The following is a 20,480-nucleotide window of genomic DNA, read 5'->3' as shown; positions in this document are numbered from 1 at the left end:
CGTGTGCCCGTCGGCGGCGGCCCGGCGCGCTCCGGTACTCCCGCTCGAAGGCCTCGGCGTAGGCGAAGCGTCCCCGGTCCGGCGTTCAGAGGAGGCCGAGGCGCATCGCCGACGTGACGGCGGCGGTGCGGTCGTCGACGCCGAGCTTGGCGAAGGAGCGCAGGAGATGGGTCTTCACGGTGGATTCGCCGATGAAGAGGCGGCGGCCGATCTCCGCGTTGGTGCAGCCCTCGGCGACCAGACGGAGGACGGCGGTCTCGCGGTCGGACAGGTGCGGGCGTTCGGGGCGGGTACGGAGGCGGTCGACGAGGCGGGCGGCGACCGTGGGGGCCAGGACGGTCTCGCCGCGGGCGGCGGCGCGGACGGCGTCGGCGAGCTCGCTGCGGGCGAGGTCCTTGAGGAGGTAGCCCGCGGCTCCGGCCTCGACCGCGCGCAGGATGTCGCCGTCCGTCTCGTAGGTGGTGAGCACGACGACCCGGCAGGGCAGCCCGGCCGCCGTCATCCGGACGATGGAGTCGACGCCCCCGCCGCCCGGCATGCGCAGGTCCATGAGCACGATGTCCGGCAGCAGCGCGGCTGCCTGCGCCTCGGCCTGCGGGCCGCTGGACGCCTCCCCGACGACGTCCAGGTCGTCCTCCGCCTCCAGCATCGCGCGCAGGCCCTCCCGGACGACGGGGTGGTCGTCGGCGAGCAGGATGCGGATCACGGTGCGCTCCTCGGGGCGTCGGCGGGCTGGGCCTGGGCGTCGGCGGGCTCGGGCGGTACGGCGGCGGGCCCCGGTGCCGCGGCGGCCGGTTCGAGCGCCGTGGCGGGCGCCCCGCGCGTCAGCGGCAGGCACACCGTCACGCACGTACCGGCGCCCGGCGCGCTGCTGACCGTGGCCGTACCGCCCAGCTCCGCGGCCCTGGCGCGCAGGCCGGGGAGGCCGTAACCGGCGGCCGGCGCGGATTCGGGGGCGAAGCCGCAGCCGGTGTCGCGGACGGTGAGGCGGAGGGCGTCGGCGGCGTAGTCGACGTCGAGGCGGACGGGGACCGCGGGCCCGGCGTGCCGACGGGCGTTGGACAGGGCCTCCTGGCAACTGCGCAGGGCCACGACCTCGACCGCCGGTGCGAGGGCGCGTACGCGGCCGGTGACGGAGACGTTCGCGGGGGCGCCGCTCTGCTCGGAGTGCCGGGCGGCGAGGCGGCGCAGGGCGTCGGGCAGCGAGGTGCCGTCGAGGCCCGCGGGGGCGGTGCCGGCGACGAGGGCGCGGGCCTCGGCGAGGTTCTCGCGGGCTGTGCGGGCCATCAGGTCGAGATGGCTGCGGGCCTGCGCCGGATGGGTGTCCAGCTCGCCCTCGACGGCCTGGACGAGCATGACGAGGCTGGTGAAGCCCTGTGCGAGGGTGTCGTGGATCTCGCGGGAGAGCCGCTCGCGCTCGGCGAGGGCGCCGTGTTCGGCCGACAGCCGGGCGATCTCGCCGCGGCTGGCCTCCAGTTCGGCCACGAGCTGGGCCCTTTCCGTGCTCTGCTCGATGATGCGGATGATCCAGCTGCCGACGACCGCCGAGAAGGCGAGCGTGACCATGCCGAAGACGGAGTTGTAGAACAGGTCGTGCGTGCTGGGCCGCCAGACGACTGCCCACGCGGCGACCGGCGTGACGTTGACGACGGCCACGGCTGTCAGCGCACCCGGGACCCGCAGCAGCATGAAGCACTGCGGCACGAGGGCGAAGGTGGCCAGCCGGGTCTCGCCGACGAGGGCGGCGGGCGGCAGGAAGAGCAGCACCAGCCCGGCCAGGTAGCGGACGGCGGCGCGGCTGCCGGTCGTCTCGGCCTGGCGGCACAGCAGCGGTCGGCCCACCGCTGTGTACCAGGGGATGGGCAGGCAGAACAGGCACGCCGCCACGATGCGCACCCGCAGCCCCGGGCTCTCGGCGGAGAGCGCGAAGAGGACCGTGCCGAGCCACACCACCGCGAAGTACAGGTCCCACGGCAGGAAGCTGCGCTCCCACACGTGCCCGCCGCGGGCGGAGTCCGCGGCGGGCGGTGCGGCGGGAGCCGGGGGCACGGAGAGCCCCGGCGACGGCCCCGCGTCCTCGTGCGGCGGCACGCTCACCCGTCGTTCCGGCTCTTCCAGCGGAAGGTCAGCAGGCACAGCACCAATCCTCCGACGCACCAGGCGGCGAGCACCAGGGCGGTGCGCCCGTACTCCCAGCTGCCCGCGGGCTCCAGCGCGGCCGCGGCCTGCGGCAGGAACACCCCGCGCAGCCCCTGGCAGAGCCACTTGAGCGGGAAGAACGAGCTGACGGTCAGCATCCAGCTCGGCACGGTGTCGATGAGGATGTAGACGCCGGAGATGAACTGGAGCACCAGGAAGGGCAGGACGACCACCGAGGTGGCGCTGCGCGCGGACTTCGGGACGCTGCTGATGGCGATGCCGAGCAGCGCGCACGCGGTGATGCCGAGCACGAAGATCCAGCCGAAGGTGAGCCAGCCGGTGGCGTCGGACGGCAGGTCGACGTCGTAGACGGTGGCGCCGAAGACCAGCAGCGCGGCGGTCTCCAGCAGCCCGGTGACGAGCACCAGCCAGATCTTGCCGAGGAAGTACGCGGCCGGCGGCATCGGGGTGCCGCGCAGCCGCCGCAGCACCTTCTCGTCACGCTCGACGGCGATGGATATGCCGAGCGACTGGAAACTCGTGGACATGATGCCGGCCGCAGTCATCGACGCCACGTAGTACTGCGACGCGGTGGAGCCGGTGTCGGCCATGTCGTCGTGGAAGATCGAGGCGAAGAGGAAGAGGAAGACGATCGGGAAGGCGAAGGTGAAGATCACCTGTTCGCGTTGCCGGAAGAAGAGTTTGATCTCCATCGCCCCGCGTACCATGCCGAGCCGCCATGCCCCGGGGGGTGCAGCCTGGCCGGTGCTGCGCGGTGCGGTCGCCGTCGTCGCCGCCGTGGTCTCGGCCATCACGCTTCCCCCGATCCGGCGAGTCCGATGAGTCGCAGGTAGACGTCTTCGAGCGTGGGCCGGGTGACCCGCAGCTCGGGGATCTCGCCGTCGAAACGGCGGGCCAGTTCGCCGACCGTGCGGGTCGGAGTGTCCGTCTCGGTGCTGCGCGCGGTGCCGTCCGGCTCCGTCCAGTGCACGGTCGCCCTGGCCTGCGCACGCCCGGCGAGCGAGGCGGGCGCGCCCTCCGCGACGACGCGGCCCGCGGCGATCACCGCGAGCCGGTCGGCCAGCGCCTCGGCCTCCTCCAGGTAGTGCGTGGTCAGGATGATCGTGGTGCCCTCGGCCGCGAGGCTGCGGATGAGCGACCAGAACTGCCGCCGGGCCGCCGGGTCGAAGCCGGTCGTCGGCTCGTCGAGCAGCAGCAGCTCGGGGCTGCCGATCACGCCGAGCGCCACGTCGAGGCGGCGCCGCTGGCCGCCGGACAGCGCCTTGGTGCGCGCGTCCGCCTTCTCCGTCAGGCCCACCAGCGCGATGACCTCGGCAGGGTCGCGCGGACGCGGGTAGTAGCGGGCGAAGTGCCGTACGGTCTCGGCGACCGTCAGCTCCGCCGCCGCGGACTCGTCCTGCCAGACGATCCCCACCCTCGCCTGCCAGGCGCGGGACGCGCGGCCCGGGTCCTGACCGAGCACCGCCACCTCGCCCCCGTCCCGCCGCCGGTGGCCCTGCAGGATCTCCACCGTCGTGCTCTTGCCGGCCCCGTTGGGCCCCAGGATCCCGAACACCTCGCCCCGCCGGATGTCGAGATCCACCCCGTTCACCGCGTCGACCTCGCCATAGCGCTTGCGAAGCCCGCGGACCGTCACCACGTCGTCCGTCATGCGTCCACCATCCCGCCGTGCCCGCGCGCGGGGAACGCCCGTACGGCCACGGCCGGGTCCACCGAACGGTGGACAGCGGCCGGGGACGGTCCCGGCACGGCGGGCCGCTCGCAGGGACGGGCACGTACGCCCGCGTGGCGGGTTCCGCGGGGCGGGGTGATGATGGGGGCACCGGAGGGCGGTGGGGCTCATGGGGCGCAAAAACCACGACCCCGTGTCCGCGGGTGAACTGGCCGCTCCGCGGCGCAGCACCGCGGAGCGCGCGGCGCACGGCAAGGCTGTCAGGCAGCACATACCCCGTTCGGCGCATGCCCGCTACGAGGCGGGGCCGGAGCGCTTCGACCCCGTCGCGGTGCTGGAGGGGCAGTCCGCCGACCGGGTGCCCGAGCTGGTGCCGATCCGCTACGGGCGCATGCTGGAGTCGCCCTTCCGCTTCTACCGCGGCGCCGCCGCGATCATGGCCGCGGACCTCGGGGCGGCCCAGCACACCGGCCTGACCGCCCAGCTGTGCGGCGACGCCCATCTGCTGAACTTCCGGCTGCTCGCCTCGCCGGAGCGGCACCTCGTCTTCGACATCAACGACTTCGACGAGACGCTGCCGGGCCCCTTCGAGTGGGACCTCAAACGCCTCGCGACCAGTCTGGAGATCGCCGCCCGCGCCCGCGGCCTGTCCGGCGGGCAGCGCACCGCGGTCGTCCGCGGCGCCGTCGAGTCCTACCGCGAGCGCATGCACCTGTTCGCGGGCATGGACACCCTCGACGTCTGGTACGCCCTCGACGACACCGACCAGCTCGGCGCCCTGCTGGACCAGGGCCCCGGCACGCGCCCGGACAAGGCCGTCCGCAAGCGCACGGGCAAGGCGCTCGCCAAGGCCCGCACCCGCGACACCGCGCAGGCCTTCGGGCGGCTCGCGCACGTCGTCGACGGCCGGCCGCAGATCGTCGCGGACCCGCCGCTCATCACCCCGGTGCGCGAGCTGCTGCCCAAGGGCGAGGAGCGCGGCGAGCTCACCGGCTGGCTGCGCGGGCTGCTGGAGCGCTACGCCCGGAGCCTGCCCGCCGAACGGCAGCTGCTGCTCAGCCGCTTCGAGGTCGTCGACATGGCCCGCAAGGTCGTCGGCGTCGGCAGCGTCGGCACCCGCTGCTGGGTGATCCTCGCGGTCGGGCGGGACGCGGACGACCCGCTCGTGCTGCAGGCCAAGGAGGCCGGCCGGTCCGTCCTCGCGCCGTACACCGGCGGACCGGGCGCCGGCCGCGGGCACCAGGGGCGGCGCGTGGTGGAGGGCCAGCGGCTCATGCAGTCCGCCGGGGACATCCTGCTCGGCTGGGTGCGGGTGACCGGCCTGGACGGGCGGCAGCGGGACTTCTACGTGCGTCAGCTGCGCGACTGGAAGGGCATCGCCCGACCGGAGACCATGACGCCCGACATGCTGCGGCTCTTCGCCCGGGTCTGCGGCGCCTCGCTGGCCCGCGCGCACGCCCGCTCCGGCGACCCCGTCGCGATCGCCGCCTACACCGGCACCGGCGACGTCCTCGACCGGGCACTCGGCGAGTTCGCCGAGGCCTACGCCGACCGCAACGAGGCCGACCACCGCGCCCTCGCGGCCGCGGCGTCCGACGGCCGCGTGACCGCGGCCGGCACCACACCCCGCTGACAGCGCTCACCACGCAGAACCGGAGGCAACCCATGAGCGACACCGTCTATCTCGCGTACGACTACCCCGTGCTCGGCGCCTTCCTGACCGCCCTGTGGGTCTTCCTGTGGGTCCTGTGGGTCTTCCTGCTCTTCCGCATCGTCGTCGACATCTTCCGGGACGACGACCTGGGCGGCTGGGCGAAGGCCGGCTGGCTGGTCTTCGTGCTGATCCTGCCCTTCCTGGGCGTGTTCGTGTACGTGTGCGTGCGGGGCGGCAGTATGGGCCGGCGCGAGGCGCGGCACGCGAAGGCGCAGCGCGCGGAGTTCGACGACTACGTGCGCAAGACCGCCGGCTCCGGCGGGTCCGCGGACGAGCTCGCCAAGCTGGCGGAGATGAAGCGCGAGGGACACCTCACCGAGGAGGAGTTCCAGCGGGCCAAGGAGAAGATCCTCAGCTGAGTGGGCGGACCGGGCGGACCGGTACATTGCCGCGCCGCGGCAATGTACCGGTCCGCCCGGCTGTGCACGTCGGTTCGACGTCAGTACACGTCGCGGACGTAGCGCTTGTCGGCGGCGAGCTGCTTGAGGTAGGCGGTAGCCGCTTCCGGCGTCATCCCGCCGTGGGCGGTGGCAATGGCGTGCAGGGCCCGGTCGACGTCCTTCGCCATGCGCGCGGCGTCCCCGCACACGTACACGTGCGCGCCGTCCTGGAGCCAGGACCACAGCAGGGGCCCGCGCTCGCGCATCCGGTCCTGGACGTACACCTTCGCGCGCTGGTCGCGGGAGAAGGCGGTGTCGAGCCGGGTGAGGGTGCCGTCGGCCCGGAAGGCGGCGAGGTCGTCCGCGTAGTAGAAGTCGGTGGCGCGGTGCTGCTCGCCGAAGAAGAGCCAGTTGGGAGCGCGGTGGCCGCGGGCGCGGCGCTCGTCGAGGAAGCCCAGGAAGGGCGCGACGCCGGTGCCGGGGCCGACCATGACCATCGGGGTGCCCGGGTCCGCCGGCGGCCGGAAGTGCGGGGAGCGGCGTACCTGCACGGGCACGGCGGTGCCGGGCTCGGCGTCGGCGAGGAAGGGCGAGCAGACGCCGCCGCGGGGCCGCCCGGCAGGGCTTTCGTACCGGACGACGGAGACGGTCAGGGCGATGGCGTACGGGTCGGTGAGCGGGCTGGACGATATGGAGTACTGCCGCGGCTGGAGCCTCTTGAGCACCGCGGCCCATTCGGCGGCCTCGGCGCGCACCGCGAACTCCGCGACGACGTCCACTGCCTGCCGGCCCCATGACCACGCGGCCAGCTCGTCCTTGTTGTCGGGCCGCAGCAGCTTGCGCAGCAGCCGGCCGTGGGTGTGGTCGCGGTCGCGTTCGGCGAGGAAGCGCAGCAGGTCGGGGGTGATGCGGGTGATGTCGAGGTGGTGCCGCAGGGCCTCGCCGAGGCTGATGTCACCCGCGCCGGGAAGGGCGACGGCGGTGTCCGCGGCCAGGCCGGTGACGTCGAGCCACTCGGCGACGAGGGAGGGCGCGTTGACCGGAGTGACGCTGAGCGCGTCGCCTGCCTCGTACGGCAGCGGGACGGGGCTGTCGCGGGTGTCGAGGACGAAGCGGCGTACCTCCTTGGCGGCGCCCGGCAGGCTGAGCAGCCGGTTGCCGGTCAGGCGCGCGGTGCCGGACGCGGGGCGGCGCTGCCTGGCCGGCGCGGGCGCCGGTACGACCGTGGCGGTGGCGGTGGCGGTGGCGGTGGCGGCGGGGGCCGGGGTGGCCGGCGGGCCGGACAGGGCGGCCAGGACCTGGTCGAGCCAGGCCAGGGCGGACGGTTCGTAGTCCGGCTCGCAGTCGGTGCGGGGTGCCAGGCGGACGCCGCCCAGCTCGCCGAGGCGCTCGTCGAGGCGGCGGCCGTGGCCGCAGAAGTCGGCGTAGGACGAATCGCCGAGGGCGAGAACGGCGTAGCGGCGGCCGTCGAGCCGCGGGGTGTCGGGTGCGGTGAGGGCGTCCCAGAAGCCGGTGCCGTTGTCGGGGGCGTCGCCGTCGCCGAACGTGCTGGTGATGAGGAGCAGGTCGGCGGCGGCCGGGAGCGCGGCGGGGGAGGCGTCCGCCATGCCCAGGAGGGTGGCGCGGTGCCCCGTCCCGGCGAGCCGCTCGGCGGCCGCGGCGGCGAAGTCCTCGGCATTGCCGGTCTGCGAGGCCCACAGGATCACCACGTCCCGTCCGGCGGGGGCGGCCGGGGCGGCGGGTGCGGAGGTGCCCGGCAGCCGCGAGTACATCCCGGCGAGCGCCCCGTTGACCCACTGCGCGTGCTCGGGCGTGAAGGGCGCGTCCGGCGGCAGCACGGGCACCCCGGCGAGCCCCGACCCCAGCCCTGCGAGGAAGCCCACGAGGTAGCGCCGTTCGGCCCCGTCGAGCACGGGCGGCGCCATGTCCTGCACGCCGAAGACGCCCGCGGCCGCGTAGGCGGCTTCCCCCGGCCCGATGGTCCCCGCGTCCGCGTCCGGCGCGGGAGGGCGCGTGAAGGCTTCCGGGAGGGCCTGCGCGGGTGCCTCCGGGACGGGCGCGGCCGCCACGCGCGTCAGCGACACCGCGCAGACCTTCAGCTCGGGCTGGAAGGACACCGGGTCGACCGCGTCGCTCGTCACGGCGTTGACGCTGAGGTATTCGCCGAAGAGGTCGTTCCAGTGGAAGGGCGCGAAGCAGCAGCCCGGCAGGACCCGGTCGGTGAGTACCGCGGGCAGCACGGCCCGCCCGCGCCGGGAGGCGACCTCGACGGCGTCGCCCTCGGCGATGCCCAGCTCGGCGGCGTCGCGCGGGTGCAGCTCCACGAAGGGACCCGGGTTGAGGCGGTTGAGCTTGGGCACGCGGCCGGTCTTGGTGAGGGTGTGCCACTGGTGCTGCACCCGCCCGGTGTTGAGCACGTACGGGAAGTCGTCGTCCGGCATCTCCGCGGGCGGTACGTGGGGGCGCGGGTGGAAGACGGCGCGCCCGCTGGGGGTGGGGAAGCGCAGCCCGCCGTCCTCCTCGACGTAGCGGATCGGGTTGCGGTCCGGGCCGTCCGCGGTCGGCGCGGGCCACTGCACGGGGGTGCCGCGCAGCCGCTCGTACGTGACGCCGCGCAGGTCGTAGCCGGTGAGCGGGTTGTGGGCGCGGCGGATCTCGTCGAAGACCTCCTCGGCGTCCGCGTAGTCGAAGGCGTCCCCGTAGCCCATGGCCCGGGCGACGCCGGCGATGATCTGCCAGTCCGGCAGGGCCTCGCCGGGCGGGTCGACGGCCTTGCGGGCGAGCGTCAGGTTGCGCTCGCTGTTGACCAGGACGCCGTCGGACTCCGTCCACAGCGCGCCGGGCAGCACGATGTCGGCGTACGCGTTGGTCTCGGTGTCGGCGAAGGCGTCCTGCGTGACGACGAACTCCGCCGCCTCCAGGCCCTCGATGACGGTGCGGCGGTTCGCCACCGAGGCGACGGGGTTGGTGCAGATGATCCAGCAGGCCTTGATCTCGCCGTCGGCCATGCGGCGGAACATCTCCACGGTGCCGCGCCCGACGCCGTCGGCCCTGACCGTGCCCGCGGGCAGGCCCCACAGCTCCTCCGCGAAGGCGCGGTCCTCGGCGACCAGCACCGAGCGCTGGCCGGGCAGGCCCGGGCCCATGTAGCCCATCTCGCGGCCGCCCATGGCGTTCGGCTGGCCGGTCAACGAGAACGGGCCGCTGCCGGGGCGGCAGATCGCTCCCGTCGCGAGATGCAGGTTGATCAGGGCGTTGGTGTTCCACGTGCCGTGCGTGGACTGGTTCAGGCCCATCGTCCAGCAGCTCACCCAGTTGGCCGCGCCGCCGATCAGCTCGGCGGCGCGGCGGATGTCCTGCTCCGCGAGACCGGTCGTCCCGGCGACCGCCGCCGGGGCGTAGTCCGCGAGGAAGTCGGGCATCGCCTCCCAGCCCTCGGTCCAGCGCCCGATGAAATCCGGGTCGGTGGCGCCCTCGGCGTGCAGCAGGTGCAGCAGGCCGTTGAGCAGCGCGAGATCCGTGCCGGGGCGCAACTGGAGGTGCAGGTCCGCCTTCGCGGCGGTCGCGGTGCGCCGCGGGTCCACGACGATGAGCTTCGCGCCCTGCTTGACCCGGTCCATCAGCCGCAGGAAGAGGACGGGGTGGCAGTCGGCCATGTTCGCGCCGATGACGAGGAAGACGTCGGCGCTGTCCAGGTCCTGGTAGGAGCCGGGCGGGCCGTCGGCGCCCAGCGACAGCTTGTAGCCGCTGCCCGCGCTCGCCATGCACAGGCGCGAGTTGGACTCGATCTGGTTGGTGCGGACGAAGCCCTTGGCGAGCTTGTTCGCCAGGTACTGAGCTTCCAGGCTGAGCTGACCCGACACGTACATTGCCACCGCGTCCGGGCCGTGCTCGTCGACGATCGCGCGCAGACGGCGGCCGGTCTCCGCGATCGCCTGCGCGGCGGGCGAGGGCGCGGCCTCCGCGCCGCGCTCGGCCCTCGTCAGGGCGGTCGTCAGGCGGCCGGGGGCCGCGAGCATGTCCGCGGTCGTCGCGCCCTTCGTGCACAGGCGGCCGTGGTTCGCCGGGTGCGACGCGTCGCCGCGGGCCCTCAGGACGGTACGGCGGCCGTCGGGGGCCGCACCCACGTCCAGGAGCAGGCCGCAGCCGACGCCGCAGTACGAGCACGCTGTGCGCACCGTCGTGGTCACCTGCGGGTCCTCCCACCCGCGGCCGCCGCGGCCGCGCCCGCGACACGCTAGACGCGGCCGATTTCACGGGGGTCACTCCGTGGGCTGCCCGGGGTTACGCGCTCCTTACACCTCGCGGGGCGGGGCGGTGAGGCCCTCGCGTATTGCCGTGGCGTGGGAATGTACCGGTCCGTCGGGGCTGGGCGGGCGGCTGCCCCCCAGCGTTTCGCCGGCAGGTGCCCCCACGCTTTCGTCCCCCCGCGCGGCATGACCGGGCCTTCCCGTTCCCTGGGCGTCACAGGGCCGGGACGCGGAGCCGGGTGGCGCGGAGGGTTTCGACGAGAGAGGCGGGGGCAGTGGCCACGGAGCCCGTGGTGTAGGGGGGTTCAGGGGCGTACTCGACCACGAGCTGAATCGCCTCGGCGACCGCGTCGCCGGCGATGCGGCCGGTGAGGGTGAAGGCGAGGTCGATGCCCGCGGAGACGCCCGCCGCCGTCGCGTACTTGCCGTCGAGGACGACCCGGTCCGTGCTGGGCACGGCACCGAACAGCGGAAGGTGTTCGAGGGCGAGCCAGTGGGAGGCCGCCCGCCGGCCCGTGAGCAGTCCGGCGCCGGCGAGCAGCAGCGAGCCCGAGCACACGGACGTGGTCCAGGCCGTACCCGGGTCGACGGCCCGCAGCCAGTCGAGGAGCGCGGGGACGCCGAGCGCCGCCTCCGTGCCGGGCCCGCCGGGCACGAGCACCAGGTCGGGCGCGGTGACCTCGGAGAGCGGCCGCTCCGCGGTCACGGAGAGGCCCATGTCGGTGCGTACGGGCCCGGCCTCGACGGCGGTGAGGACGACCTCGGCCCCAGGTATGCGGGACAGGACCTCGTACGGCCCGACGACGTCGAGCGCGGTGAAGTCCTCGTAGAGCAGGGCGGCGATCTGCACGGTTCAGCTCCTGACGCTGTGGAAGCGCCGGCGGTATTCGGCCGGCGGGAGGGCAAGGGTGCGGACGAAGGCGCGGCGCATGGCCTCGGGGGTGCCGTAGCCCGCGGCGCGGGCGACCTCGGCGATCCCGTCGGCGGTGTCCTCCAGCAGCCGCCGGGCCGCTTCGAGGCGCGCCCGGTCGACGTACCGCCCGGGCGTGACGCCGACCTCTGCGCGGAAGGCGCGGGCGAACTGCCGGGGTGAGAGCGCGGCGCGGGCGGCGAGCGCGTCGACGGACAGGTCCGCCTCCGGGTGCTCGGTGATCCAGCGCTGGACCTCGCGCAGCGGGTGCCGCTCGGCGAGCTGCGCGGCCAGTTGCGTGCTGAACTGTGCCTGGCTGCCGGGCCTGCGCAGGAAGACGACCAGGCCGCGGGCGACCGCGAGGGCCGCGTCGCGTCCGAGGTCGTCCTCGACGAGGGCGAGCGCCAGGTCGATCCCGGCGGTGACGCCCGCCGACGTGGCGTATTTCCCGTCCCGTACGAAGATCGGCTCGGCGTCCACCTCGGTGCCGGGGAAGCGGCGGGCGAGCGTGTCGCAGTACGCCCAGTGCGTGGTGGCCCGGCGGCCTTCCAGCAGCCCCGCCTCGGCGAGCAGGAACGCGCCCGTGCACACCGACACCACGCGCTCGGCGTCCGGTGCGAGCGCCGCGATACGGGCGACGGTCTCCGGGTCCGGCCGGTGGGTGCCGGACCCGCCGGGCACCAGCAGGGTGCCGGGCGGCGCGGCGGTGCGCAGGTCCTCGTCGGGCAGCAGCCGCAGCCCGGCGCTGGTGCGTACCGGACCGCCGCCCAGGGCCGCGGTCCGCACCCGGTACGCCGCGGAGCGGGCCGCGGGACCGGCGGCGGACGCGTGCACGGCGGCGGCGAAGACCTCGACAGGCCCGGTCACGTCGAGGCTCTGCACGCCGTCGAAGAGCACGACGAGCACGTCGTGGGCCGGGCGCCGGCCCGGGGGGCCGGGCGGGCCGCCGACGGGCGTTCCGTGGCTGGTCACGCTCCTCAGCGTGGCAGCGGGCCGCGGACGGCGGCAATGACGGATTTCCCACCTTTCCTGCCGTGTGCCTCGCGCGCCGGCGTGCGGGCATGCGAGAGGCCGCCGGCGAACGGAGTCGCCGACGGCCCTTCGGCGCACCGCGTGGGGGCGGTACGGACGTGTCAGCCGTTCGCGGTGCCGTTGCCGGACAGGACCGGGATGTCGTCGACGATGTGCGACAGGGGCTCGTCGCCCTGGGCCTGCGTCGAGTTCTCGGCGCACTGCTGGTTCTGCGGCGAGGTCAGGACGTTGACGTCCTGGGCGCTGATCGGGATCAGACCGATCAGCGAGCCGACGTTGGCCTTGACCGGGACGCCGAGGCACGGCTTGTTGACGCTGCCCTGGACCAGGCCGATCTGCGGGCTCTGGGTGCCGCTGGTGACGGTGTTGCCGTAGTTCTGCTCCGCGCCGTTGCCGTTGACCGTGGTGGTGCCCTGGTCGTCACCGAGCGCCATGGCCGGGGCGGCGGTCACGCCGACGGCGGCGACGGAAGCGGCGAGGGCGGCTCCGGCGAGCATCTTCTTGATCATTGTGTGTCCCTTTGCGGTGCTCGTGGCACGGTTCATGAAAGGTCTGAGCGGCCTGGCCAACCGCCCAGGGAGGGTCTGGTTCCGGCGATTCACTCCACGTGGAGCGGGCCCGCCGCTGCCCTGCGGCCCGTCGGCCCACGACCCGCCCTCGGGTCGGCGGGCCGGGGGGCCGCCAGCCGGGTCAGCCGGCGAGGGCGCCCATCGGCAGCCCGCCGATCAGCGCGGCGCCCGGTACGGCGCCGGCCACCAGTGCGGAGCCGGCGAGGTCCTGGGCGGCGCCGGAGGCGTCCCCGACCAGGACGACCGCCGGGGCCTGCCCCTGCAGGGCGGCGCCCGCGTCGTCGATGGTGCGCACGGTGGAGTCGAGGTTCGCGCTGTCGGCGGCCTTCTGCAGCGGCTGCTCGGCGAGCGCCTGGTCCACGCCGCCGTTCACGCTGGTGGGCATGGTGCTCATGGTGCGGGCGTCGACGGGGTTGGCGGTGTCCGTGGTGGAGGCGAACGCGGGGGCTCCCACACCGACCGCCATCACGGAACCGGCCACGACCGCTGCGACCTTCGAGAACTTCACTTGCCACCCTTTCGGTACCGCGGGATGTCTGTCGTCCCGCTCAACGACTACGGAGCGCGACGGAAACTGTGTGCCGCGCCGCCGCCCGAGAATCACCCGATAGAGCGCGGTGTCGAGGTCGCGCGCTCGTACGTTCGCGCGGTAAGCGCGCAGGAACGGGATCCGTGGGCGGGCGGCGGGCGGCAGGCGTCGCTCAGGAATACGTGCGCCGGATGCGCGCGGCCCGGGCGGAGCGCCGGTAGATCAGCGTGCCGCCCAGCAGCAGGACCGCGCTCGCGCCGGCGGCGGCCCCCATCGCACCGCCCGACGCGCCCGTCTCCGCGAGCTGCGTGTGCACCTCGGGGGCCGGGGCGTGCGGCGCGACGTGCGGCGGGGCCACGTGCGGCGTGGGCGTGCCGTTCGCGCAGGAGTTGCCGAACGCGGGGTTCAGCAGCCCGACGACGTCCACGGAATTCCCGCACACGTTCACCGGCACGTGGACCGGGAGGCTCACGCTGTTCCCGGACAGCACTCCCGGCGAGCCCTCCGTGTTGCCCTGTGCGGTCGCGCCGCCGCCGCCACCGCCGGCAGCGGCCGCGTTCGCGGCGGCGGCGATCGCCGCCGCGTCCGTCTCGGAGGAGGAGGCTGCCGCGGAGGACGGAGAAGGCGCGCCTCGGTCCTGCGGCGACTGGTCCTCGGCCGAGTGGCCGGGTGCGTTCTGCCCGCCCTCCGCCGCGGTATCCGCGTGCGCGTAACCTCCCGTCACCGCGAGGATGCTGCTTGCCGCAGCAACGGTGAGCAGACCCCGGTTCAGAATCTGTCGTCGCATGGACTTTCTCCACTCGTGCAAAAGGGTGGTGCAGATGACGGACCGCCCCGGAGTGCGCTGCACAGGGCCCGGGGCGGCTCCTTGTCGGCCGGCGCGTGACGGCCGGCCGTCGGTGTCGATCGGCCTACGGCCGTCGTCAGCCGTTGTTCTCGCAGACGTTGCCGAAGGTCGGGTTCAGCAGGCCGATGACGTCGACGGTGTTGCCGCACACGTTCACCGGGACGTGGACCGGAACCTGGACCAGGTTGCCGGACACCACGCCCGGGGAGTTGGCGGCGCCGCCGAGCGCGCCGGAGCTGGCGAAGGCCGGGCTGGCGACACCCATGGCCACGACGGTGCCGGCGGCGAAGGCCGCTGCCTTGGTGAGCTTCTTCACGTTTCTACTCCTCTAATTTTCCGGCGCTTCGGATGGAGCGCCGCCACGGATTTCGTGCCGACCGGTCCCGGGTGACGGGCCCGTGCGCACCGCGCCGACTGGTAAACGAGCATTGGTGCCGTCAGGTGACTCCTTCTGCTTCTCCTGATGCCATCAATCACTCGAATGGAGGGTGTAGGTGACATGTGAGGGGAAATACAGAAGGGAAGAACGGCTCCGGCCGCCGCTGCCGCATCAGCGAACGGAGCCGCGCGAGGGGGCCCCTCGCGGCGCCTTCCGGGGAGCCGACCTCAGCCGTTGGCCTGGCCGTTGCCGGTCAGGACCGGGATGTTGTCCAGGATGTGCGACAGCGGCTCGTCGCCCTGCGACTGGGTGGAGTTCTCGACGCACTGCTGGTTCTGAGGCGAGGTCAGGACGTTGAGGTCCTGGACGCTGACCGGGATGGCGCCGATGAGCGAGCCGGCGTTGGCCTTCAGCGGCAGGCCGACGCAGGGCTTGTTGAGCGAGCCCTGGACCAGGGCGAAGGACGGGCTCATGTAGCCGCTGGTGTAGGTGTTGCCGTAGCTCTGCTCGGCGCCGTTGCCGTTGACGGTGGTGGTGCCGTTGTCGTTGCCGAGAGCCATTGCCTGCGGGGCGGCGACCGCGGCCGAGATGCCCGCGACGGAGGCGGCCACGGCAGCCGTGGCGAGGAACTTCTTGATCACGGTGGATCCTTTGCGAAGTGGAGCGGTGTGCCCCGGAAGACGGTCGCTCTGACCAACCCCGCGACTGGCGATTAGTAATGACGTTTCACCCGAACGGATAGTGGTGCGCGCGGCGGACCGGCTTCGCAAGGCATGAGGGTGAACATCCGGGGCGTCGCGTTGACGCGGCGTCAATGCGCCGCTCTGCGCGTCCGTGGTGGGCGGTGCCTGGATTCGGGTGCGGGCGGTGTGATGGTCGTAAGAAGCTGCAAAAATAACGCTCTCGCTCGCGCGGCTTGCGTGATTTTCGACGCGCCGTCTGTCAGCGTGCATTTCTGTTTCCGGCGTTCCAGCGTTTCCGGTTTCCGGCGATGACATGGCCGGCTCGGCATTCGTGGGGCACGGAGGCGCGCGCGGGCCACGCAGCGGCCAGCGGAACCGAGTGGCGGGGTTTGACGGGCATGTAGAGGGAGAACGGCGCGCGATGCCGCAACATCTTGACGGACTCGCCGGTCTGACGGTGCTGCACATGGTCCAGCCCGTCGAGGGCGGGGTGGCCCGCGTCGTCACGGACCTGGTCCGCGCGCAGGTGCGGGAGGGGGCCTGCGTCGTCGTCGGATGCCCGGCCGGGGAGGAGCTCGGCCCTTGCCGGGGCCCCGCCTCCGGGCCGTCCGAGTCGTCCGCAGCTTCCGCCGGCCTGCTCCCCGTGCCCCTCGGGCCCGACACGCTCGCCGTCGCCGCAGGGCGCGCGGGCGCGCGGGTCGTGCGCTGGGACGCCCGGCGGGCACCCGGCGCGGGGCTGGGCCGCGAGGTCGCGGCGGCGGCACGCGTGGTGCTGGAGGTGCGGCCCGACTTGGTTCACCTGCACAGCGCCAAGGCCGGACTGGTCGGCCGGCTCGCCCTGCGCGGCGCCCTGCCCACCGTCTTCCAGCCGCACGCGTGGTCCTTCGACGCGGTCGGCGGCCCCACCGCCCGTGCGGCGCGCGCCTGGGAGCGGTACTCCGCGCGCTGGGCGGACCGTGTGCTGTGCGTCAGCGACGCCGAGCGCCGCGCGGGCCTCGCCGCGGGCGTACGGGCCCGCTGGGCGGTCGTGCGCAATGGCGTCGACCTCGCCCGCTTCACCCCTGCCGCCGACCCTGCAGCCGTCCGGGCCGCCCTGCCCGCCTTGTCGGACGCCGGGCCCGGCACGCCGCTCGTGGTGTGCGTCGGGCGGCTCTGCCCGCAGAAGGGCCAGGACGTGCTGCTGCGGGCATGGCCCGCGGTGGCCGCGGCGATGCCCGAGGCGCGGCTCGTCCTGGTCGGCGACGGGCCCGACCGGCCGCGGCTGCTCGCGGGCGCGGGGCCGGGAGTCCTGCTCGCGGGCGCCGCCCGCGACACCGTGCCGTGGTACCAGGCCGCGGACGTGGTGGTACTGCCCTCCCGCTGGGAGGGCATGGCGCTGGCCCCGCTGGAGGCGATGGCCTGCGGCCGGCCGGTGGTCACCACCGACGTCAGCGGCGCCCGCGAGACCCTGCACCCGGAGGACGGGGACGGCTGCGTCGTCCCGGTCGGCGACCCGGCCGCGCTGGCGGCGGCGCTGCTGCGGCTGCTCGCGAACCGGCCGTTGCGCACGGCCGCGTCGCTGCGCGCCCTCGCGCACGCCCGCGCACACCACGACGTGACCCGTACCGCGGCGGATGTCGCGGCGCTCTACCAGGACGTGCTCCGGCTCCCCCGGCCCGCCCGCCCGCGGCAGCTGCCGCGGTGACCCCCGACCCCGTCCCCGCTCCCCCGGCCGAGCCGGGCGCCGGAGAGGGCAGCGCGGTACCCGCCGCACGCTTGCACGCCCCCGCGGACCCCGAGTCGGGCGTGACGGCCGGAACCCGGCCCCGTCCCGGCCCCGGGGCGACGGATTCGCCCCGGGAAGGCGGGGCGGACGCGGAGGGCGGTCCGGAGACGTCGGACGCGGGTGCGTCGGAGGTCGGGGGGCCGGGGGCGCCGGCGGGTGCGGCGCGTTCGGAGGCTTCGGCGCGGGCGGGCGCGGGTGGTTCGGGGGCGACGGGTGCGGTGGAGGTCGCGGGGCCGGGGGTACCGGCGGGTCCGGAGCCGAAGGGTTCGGCGATGGGTGCGGGGGTGGCCGGGCGGGTGTACGACGTGGCAATTGCCGGTCCGCCGTGGCGGCCCGTCCCGGAGGAGCCGGGGTCGGCGCGGACGGGCGAGGCGGACGCGGGGGTCGGCGACGCCGGGCGTCGCGGGCCGGGACACGGGACTGCCGCGCGGGAGCACGAGCGGGCCGCGGCGGGGGAGGCGGCGTACGCATCCGCCGGGGCCCGTACGCATGACGAGCACGGGAGCGGGCCCGTAGGGCGGCCCGAGGGGTATCCGCGGCACCGGGCGGTGCGGGAGCGGGTCGGGACGGCGCTGGCCGCCGCTGACTGCGCCGGGGCCCTGACGGGCGTGGTGGCCGTCGTGCCGCCGCGGACGGCGCTGGCCTGCGGGGTCGTCGCCGGGTGCCTGCTGGTGGCCCAGCAGCGGGCCGGGCTCTACCGGCCCGGCTTCGCGCCCGGGGCCTTCGCGGAACTGCCCGGGCTCACCGGCCGTACGGTGCTGGCCTGGGGGCTGTTCGCCGCCGTCGCCCTGCCGGGGCCGCCCGGCTGGGCCGCGTTGCTGGCGGCCGTCGGCGTGACCGTCGCCGTTGCGGGCACGCTGCGGGCCGCGGTGTACGGTGCACGGCGCTTCGCGGCCCGTAGGAGGCCCGCCCCGACCCTGGTCGTCGCGGCGGACGCGGCTTCGGCGGGGCGTATTGCCGCGGTCCTGCACGCGCGCCCCGAGTACGGGATGCGCCCGGTGGGCCTCGCCGCGCCCGTGCCGGTGCGGCCCGCGCCGCCGGAGCCCGAGCCGCCCGCGGCCGTACCCGTGCAGCAGGCGCCGCAACTGCCGCCCCCCGTGCTGCCGGTGCTGCCCTCGCCGGGCGAGGTGACGCGGGCGGTGGTGCAGGACGCCGTGCGGCACGCCGTCGTGACCGGGCCCGGGACGCCCGACGCCCGCATCATTGCCACGGTGCGCCTGCTGGCCGCGCAAGGGTGCGTGCTGTGGCGGGTAGAGGGCGTCGACGGCGCCCTTCCGCACGGGCGCGGGTGGACGGCCCACGGGCACCTGTGGGGCTACGCGTGCCACCGGCTCGACCCGTACCCGCCGACCGCCGCCCGCTCCGCGCGAGGCGCCAAGCGGGCGCTGGACGCCGCCGTCGCCGCCGCCGCGCTGCTGTGCCTGGCGCCGCTGTTCGGCGCATGCGCGCTGGCCGTACGGCTCGCGGACGGCCCCGGCGTGATCTTCCGGCAGGAGCGGATCGGGCTGCACGGGCGGCCCTTCACCCTGCTCAAATTCCGCACTCTGCGCCCCGCCGACGAGCGCGAGTCGGCGACGCTGTGGAGTGTCGCCGGCGACCGGCGCATGAGCCGCGCGGGCCGGCTGCTGCGCCGGACCTCCCTGGACGAGCTGCCCCAGCTCTGGAACGTCCTGCGCGGCGATATGAGCCTCGTCGGGCCGCGCCCGGAACGCCCGCACTATGTGGCGCAGTTCAGCCGGACCCTGCCGGGATACGCCGACCGGCACCGGATGCCCGCGGGTATCACCGGGCTCGCGCAGGTGCACGGGCTGCGCGGCGACACCTCCATCGCCGACCGGGCACGCCTCGACAACCACTACATCGACAGCTGGACGCTCTGGCAGGACGTGTCGATCCTGCTGCGCACCGCCGTCACGGTGTTCCGCCACGCGGGGAGCTGACGTGCCGTGAACGTGACGAAGCTGCTCCGCTCCGGTCGCCCGGCAGGGCCCCGGCCCGGCGTATTGCGCAGCCGTGCGGTGTGCGCCGCCGCGTCCGAGCCCTTTCTCCTGGCGGGAGGTGGGCCGGCGTGACGCTCGCCGCCGTCGTCGGCCTGCCCTCCGCCGGCGGGCGGGCGGTGCCCGTGCTGCGGCGCTACGCACCGCTCGCGCCCGTGCTGGCCACCGTGCTGCTGCTGGCCCTGCCGGCGGCCGCGGGGGACGTGAGCGCGTCCGGCAAGGTCACGCCGGCGGACGCCGCCTCCGCCGTCCTCGTCGTGACCGCCGTGGTGCGGTGCCTGCGGGAGCGGCTCCGGCCGTTGACGGCTGCCTCCGCCGCCGTGCTGGGGGCGCCTGCGGTGGGGTTCGCCGTCGCCGCCGCGACGTCCCTCGACCCGGGCGCGGGGGTCACCGGATTCCTGCGCTACGTGCAGGTCTTCGTGGCGGTGCCCGCGGCGGTGGTGATGCTGCTGCGCGACCGGCGGGACTTCGGCGTCGTCGCCGGCGCGATCGTGCTGCTCGCCCTCGTGCAGGGCGCTGTCGGCACGTGGCAGTACGCCACGGCGAACGGCGCCTCGTACATGGGCCGGGACATCCGCGCGGTCGGCACGTTCGGGCCCTCCGACGTCATGGGGATGGCCACGGTCGTCGCGTACGGCCTCGTCGTCGCCCTCGGCTACGCCCTTGCCACGCCGTCGCCCGGCGCCCCGCGGTGGCTGCGGCCCGCGGCAGCGTCCTGCGCCGCGCTCCTCGCCGTACCGCTCGCGGTGTCCTTCAGCCGGGGGACGTGGATCGCCACCGCGCTCGCCTGCGCCGTGACGGTCCCGCTCGCCGGGCGGCGGCAGGTGCTGCGCGCCCTTGCCGCGCTCGCGGCCGCCGCGGCGGCGGGGGTCGTCCTGGTCGGCGGCTTCGGCGCCGGGTCGCAGGTGATCGGCGCGCGGGTCGCCAGCATCACGGAGGTCACCGCCGCGCCCGACTCCTCCGTCAGCGACCGCTACACCCTCTGGTCCGCCGCGCTCGGCATGTGGCGCGAGCACCCGCTCACCGGCGTCGGCCTGAAGCGCTTCCCCGCCGAGCGCGACGGGCACGCTGCCCTCGGCCTCTCGTCGGCGAGCGACACCGGCGGTGCGGGGCAGGGCTTCGCGCGCGAACCCCTGCTCTCCCCGCACAACATGTACCTGCTCGTCCTGAGCGAGCAGGGCCTGCTCGGCTGCACCCTGCTGGCCGGCGGCTGGGCCGCGCTGCTCGTCCTCGGCCTGCGCCGGCTGCGCGCCGCCCCCGCCGCGTCCCGCGCCGCCGGACTCGGCGCGGTGGGCCTGCTGCTGTGGCAGTGCACGGATTTCGGCTACGCCGACATCGGCGGCCCCTCCACCGCCGCGACGGCCGTCCTGCTGGGCCTCGCGGCCTGGTGGGCCCTCCACGCGGCCCCCGCAGGGAGCGAACGGTGAACGCCCCGCTGCGGCCCGCCGCCGCACATGCCCTCGCAGCCGCCCGGACGCGGGCGCTGAGCCGCCTGCGGAGCGCTCGGCGGGCGGCTCCGGCGGGCCAGGCCGGTCCACCGCCCGGGGAGGCCGCCGGGCCGCCGCCCGTGGCGCAGGACCTGCTCCGGCCGCG

The 20,480-nt window shown here is 75.1% G+C and carries 17 protein-coding genes; 5 read left to right on the top strand and 12 right to left on the bottom strand.

Annotation, left to right across the window (positions count from 1 at the left end):
• Nucleotides 1-85: 85 nt before the first annotated feature.
• The 4 genes from IH54_RS0102120 to IH54_RS0102105 are packed head-to-tail and all read right to left on the bottom strand — an operon-like array spanning nucleotide 86 to nucleotide 3,811.
• The gene (locus IH54_RS0102120; RefSeq protein WP_031512423.1) at nucleotides 86-706 is read right to left on the bottom strand and encodes a response regulator; all 621 of its coding nucleotides are present in this window, start codon (nucleotides 704-706) and stop codon (nucleotides 86-88) included.
• On the bottom strand, nucleotides 703-2,136 hold the full coding sequence (locus IH54_RS0102115) for a sensor histidine kinase (protein WP_078861868.1): 1,434 nt from the start codon (nucleotides 2,134-2,136) through the stop codon (nucleotides 703-705). Before IH54_RS0102115 ends, IH54_RS0102120 begins: the two co-directional genes overlap by 4 nt.
• Nucleotides 2,094-2,951 (bottom strand): ABC transporter permease, encoded by an 858-nt coding sequence (locus tag IH54_RS0102110; protein ID WP_031512421.1) that lies wholly within the window; start codon nucleotides 2,949-2,951, stop codon nucleotides 2,094-2,096. The genes IH54_RS0102115 and IH54_RS0102110 overlap by 43 nt, the downstream gene beginning before the upstream one ends.
• Entirely contained in the window at nucleotides 2,951-3,811 is an 861-nt protein-coding gene (locus IH54_RS0102105; protein WP_031512419.1) for an ABC transporter ATP-binding protein, read from the bottom strand. Before IH54_RS0102105 ends, IH54_RS0102110 begins: the two co-directional genes overlap by 1 nt.
• A gap of 190 nt (nucleotides 3,812-4,001) precedes the next feature.
• Here IH54_RS0102105 and IH54_RS0102100 point away from each other — a divergent pair, with 190 nt between their 5' ends.
• Together IH54_RS0102100 and IH54_RS0102095 are read left to right on the top strand one after the other, a co-directional pair.
• Nucleotides 4,002-5,465 (top strand): DUF2252 domain-containing protein, encoded by a 1,464-nt coding sequence (locus IH54_RS0102100; RefSeq protein WP_052396981.1) that lies wholly within the window; start codon nucleotides 4,002-4,004, stop codon nucleotides 5,463-5,465.
• Between the two features lie 32 nt (nucleotides 5,466-5,497).
• A complete protein-coding gene (locus IH54_RS0102095) occupies nucleotides 5,498-5,905 on the top strand; it encodes an SHOCT domain-containing protein (RefSeq protein ID WP_031512417.1) in 408 nt (135 codons plus the stop codon).
• Nucleotides 5,906-5,985: 80 nt separating this feature from the next.
• Here the strand turns inward: IH54_RS0102095 and IH54_RS0102090 are convergent, their stop codons facing one another.
• From IH54_RS0102090 to IH54_RS0102055, 8 genes are all read right to left on the bottom strand, one after another.
• A complete protein-coding gene (locus tag IH54_RS0102090; RefSeq protein WP_031512415.1) occupies nucleotides 5,986-10,116 on the bottom strand; it encodes a molybdopterin-dependent oxidoreductase in 4,131 nt (1,376 codons plus the stop codon).
• A gap of 274 nt (nucleotides 10,117-10,390) precedes the next feature.
• Nucleotides 10,391-11,026: a DJ-1/PfpI family protein gene (locus tag IH54_RS0102085; protein ID WP_031512414.1), complete on the bottom strand. Its 636-nt coding sequence runs from the start codon at nucleotides 11,024-11,026 to the stop codon at nucleotides 10,391-10,393.
• Between the two features lie 3 nt (nucleotides 11,027-11,029).
• Nucleotides 11,030-11,992 carry a GlxA family transcriptional regulator gene (locus tag IH54_RS0102080; protein ID WP_031512413.1) on the bottom strand — a complete coding sequence of 321 codons (963 nt, stop codon included), beginning with the start codon at nucleotides 11,990-11,992 and terminating at the stop codon, nucleotides 11,030-11,032.
• Between the two features lie 227 nt (nucleotides 11,993-12,219).
• Complete coding sequence (locus tag IH54_RS0102075; RefSeq protein ID WP_031512412.1) at nucleotides 12,220-12,627, bottom strand: rodlin; 408 nt, start codon at nucleotides 12,625-12,627, stop codon at nucleotides 12,220-12,222.
• A gap of 181 nt (nucleotides 12,628-12,808) precedes the next feature.
• Nucleotides 12,809-13,195 (bottom strand): hypothetical protein, encoded by a 387-nt coding sequence (locus tag IH54_RS39235; protein ID WP_043179578.1) that lies wholly within the window; start codon nucleotides 13,193-13,195, stop codon nucleotides 12,809-12,811.
• Nucleotides 13,196-13,388: 193 nt separating this feature from the next.
• A complete protein-coding gene (locus IH54_RS47855) occupies nucleotides 13,389-14,003 on the bottom strand; it encodes a chaplin (RefSeq protein WP_078861867.1) in 615 nt (204 codons plus the stop codon).
• 136 nt (nucleotides 14,004-14,139) lie between these two features.
• Nucleotides 14,140-14,328, bottom strand: a complete 189-nt coding sequence (locus IH54_RS0102060; protein ID WP_052397030.1) for a chaplin — start codon at nucleotides 14,326-14,328, stop codon at nucleotides 14,140-14,142.
• Nucleotides 14,329-14,669: 341 nt separating this feature from the next.
• Nucleotides 14,670-15,083 (bottom strand): rodlin, encoded by a 414-nt coding sequence (locus tag IH54_RS0102055; protein ID WP_031512405.1) that lies wholly within the window; start codon nucleotides 15,081-15,083, stop codon nucleotides 14,670-14,672.
• A gap of 463 nt (nucleotides 15,084-15,546) precedes the next feature.
• Between IH54_RS0102055 and IH54_RS0102050 the strand changes: the two genes are divergently transcribed.
• From IH54_RS0102050 to IH54_RS0102040, 3 genes are all read left to right on the top strand, one after another.
• Complete coding sequence (locus tag IH54_RS0102050; RefSeq protein ID WP_031512404.1) at nucleotides 15,547-16,809, top strand: glycosyltransferase; 1,263 nt, start codon at nucleotides 15,547-15,549, stop codon at nucleotides 16,807-16,809.
• A gap of 353 nt (nucleotides 16,810-17,162) precedes the next feature.
• Complete coding sequence (locus tag IH54_RS0102045) at nucleotides 17,163-18,830, top strand: sugar transferase (RefSeq protein ID WP_078861866.1); 1,668 nt, start codon at nucleotides 17,163-17,165, stop codon at nucleotides 18,828-18,830.
• Nucleotides 18,831-18,958: 128 nt separating this feature from the next.
• The gene (locus IH54_RS0102040; protein WP_031512402.1) at nucleotides 18,959-20,314 is read left to right on the top strand and encodes an O-antigen ligase family protein; all 1,356 of its coding nucleotides are present in this window, start codon (nucleotides 18,959-18,961) and stop codon (nucleotides 20,312-20,314) included.
• The last annotated feature ends 166 nt before the right edge of the window (nucleotides 20,315-20,480 follow it).

The organism is Streptomyces sp. NRRL F-5123, from assembly GCF_000721495.1.
GTDB lineage: Bacteria > Actinomycetota > Actinomycetes > Streptomycetales > Streptomycetaceae > Actinacidiphila.
This window is presented reverse-complemented; position numbering and strand designations above follow the sequence as displayed.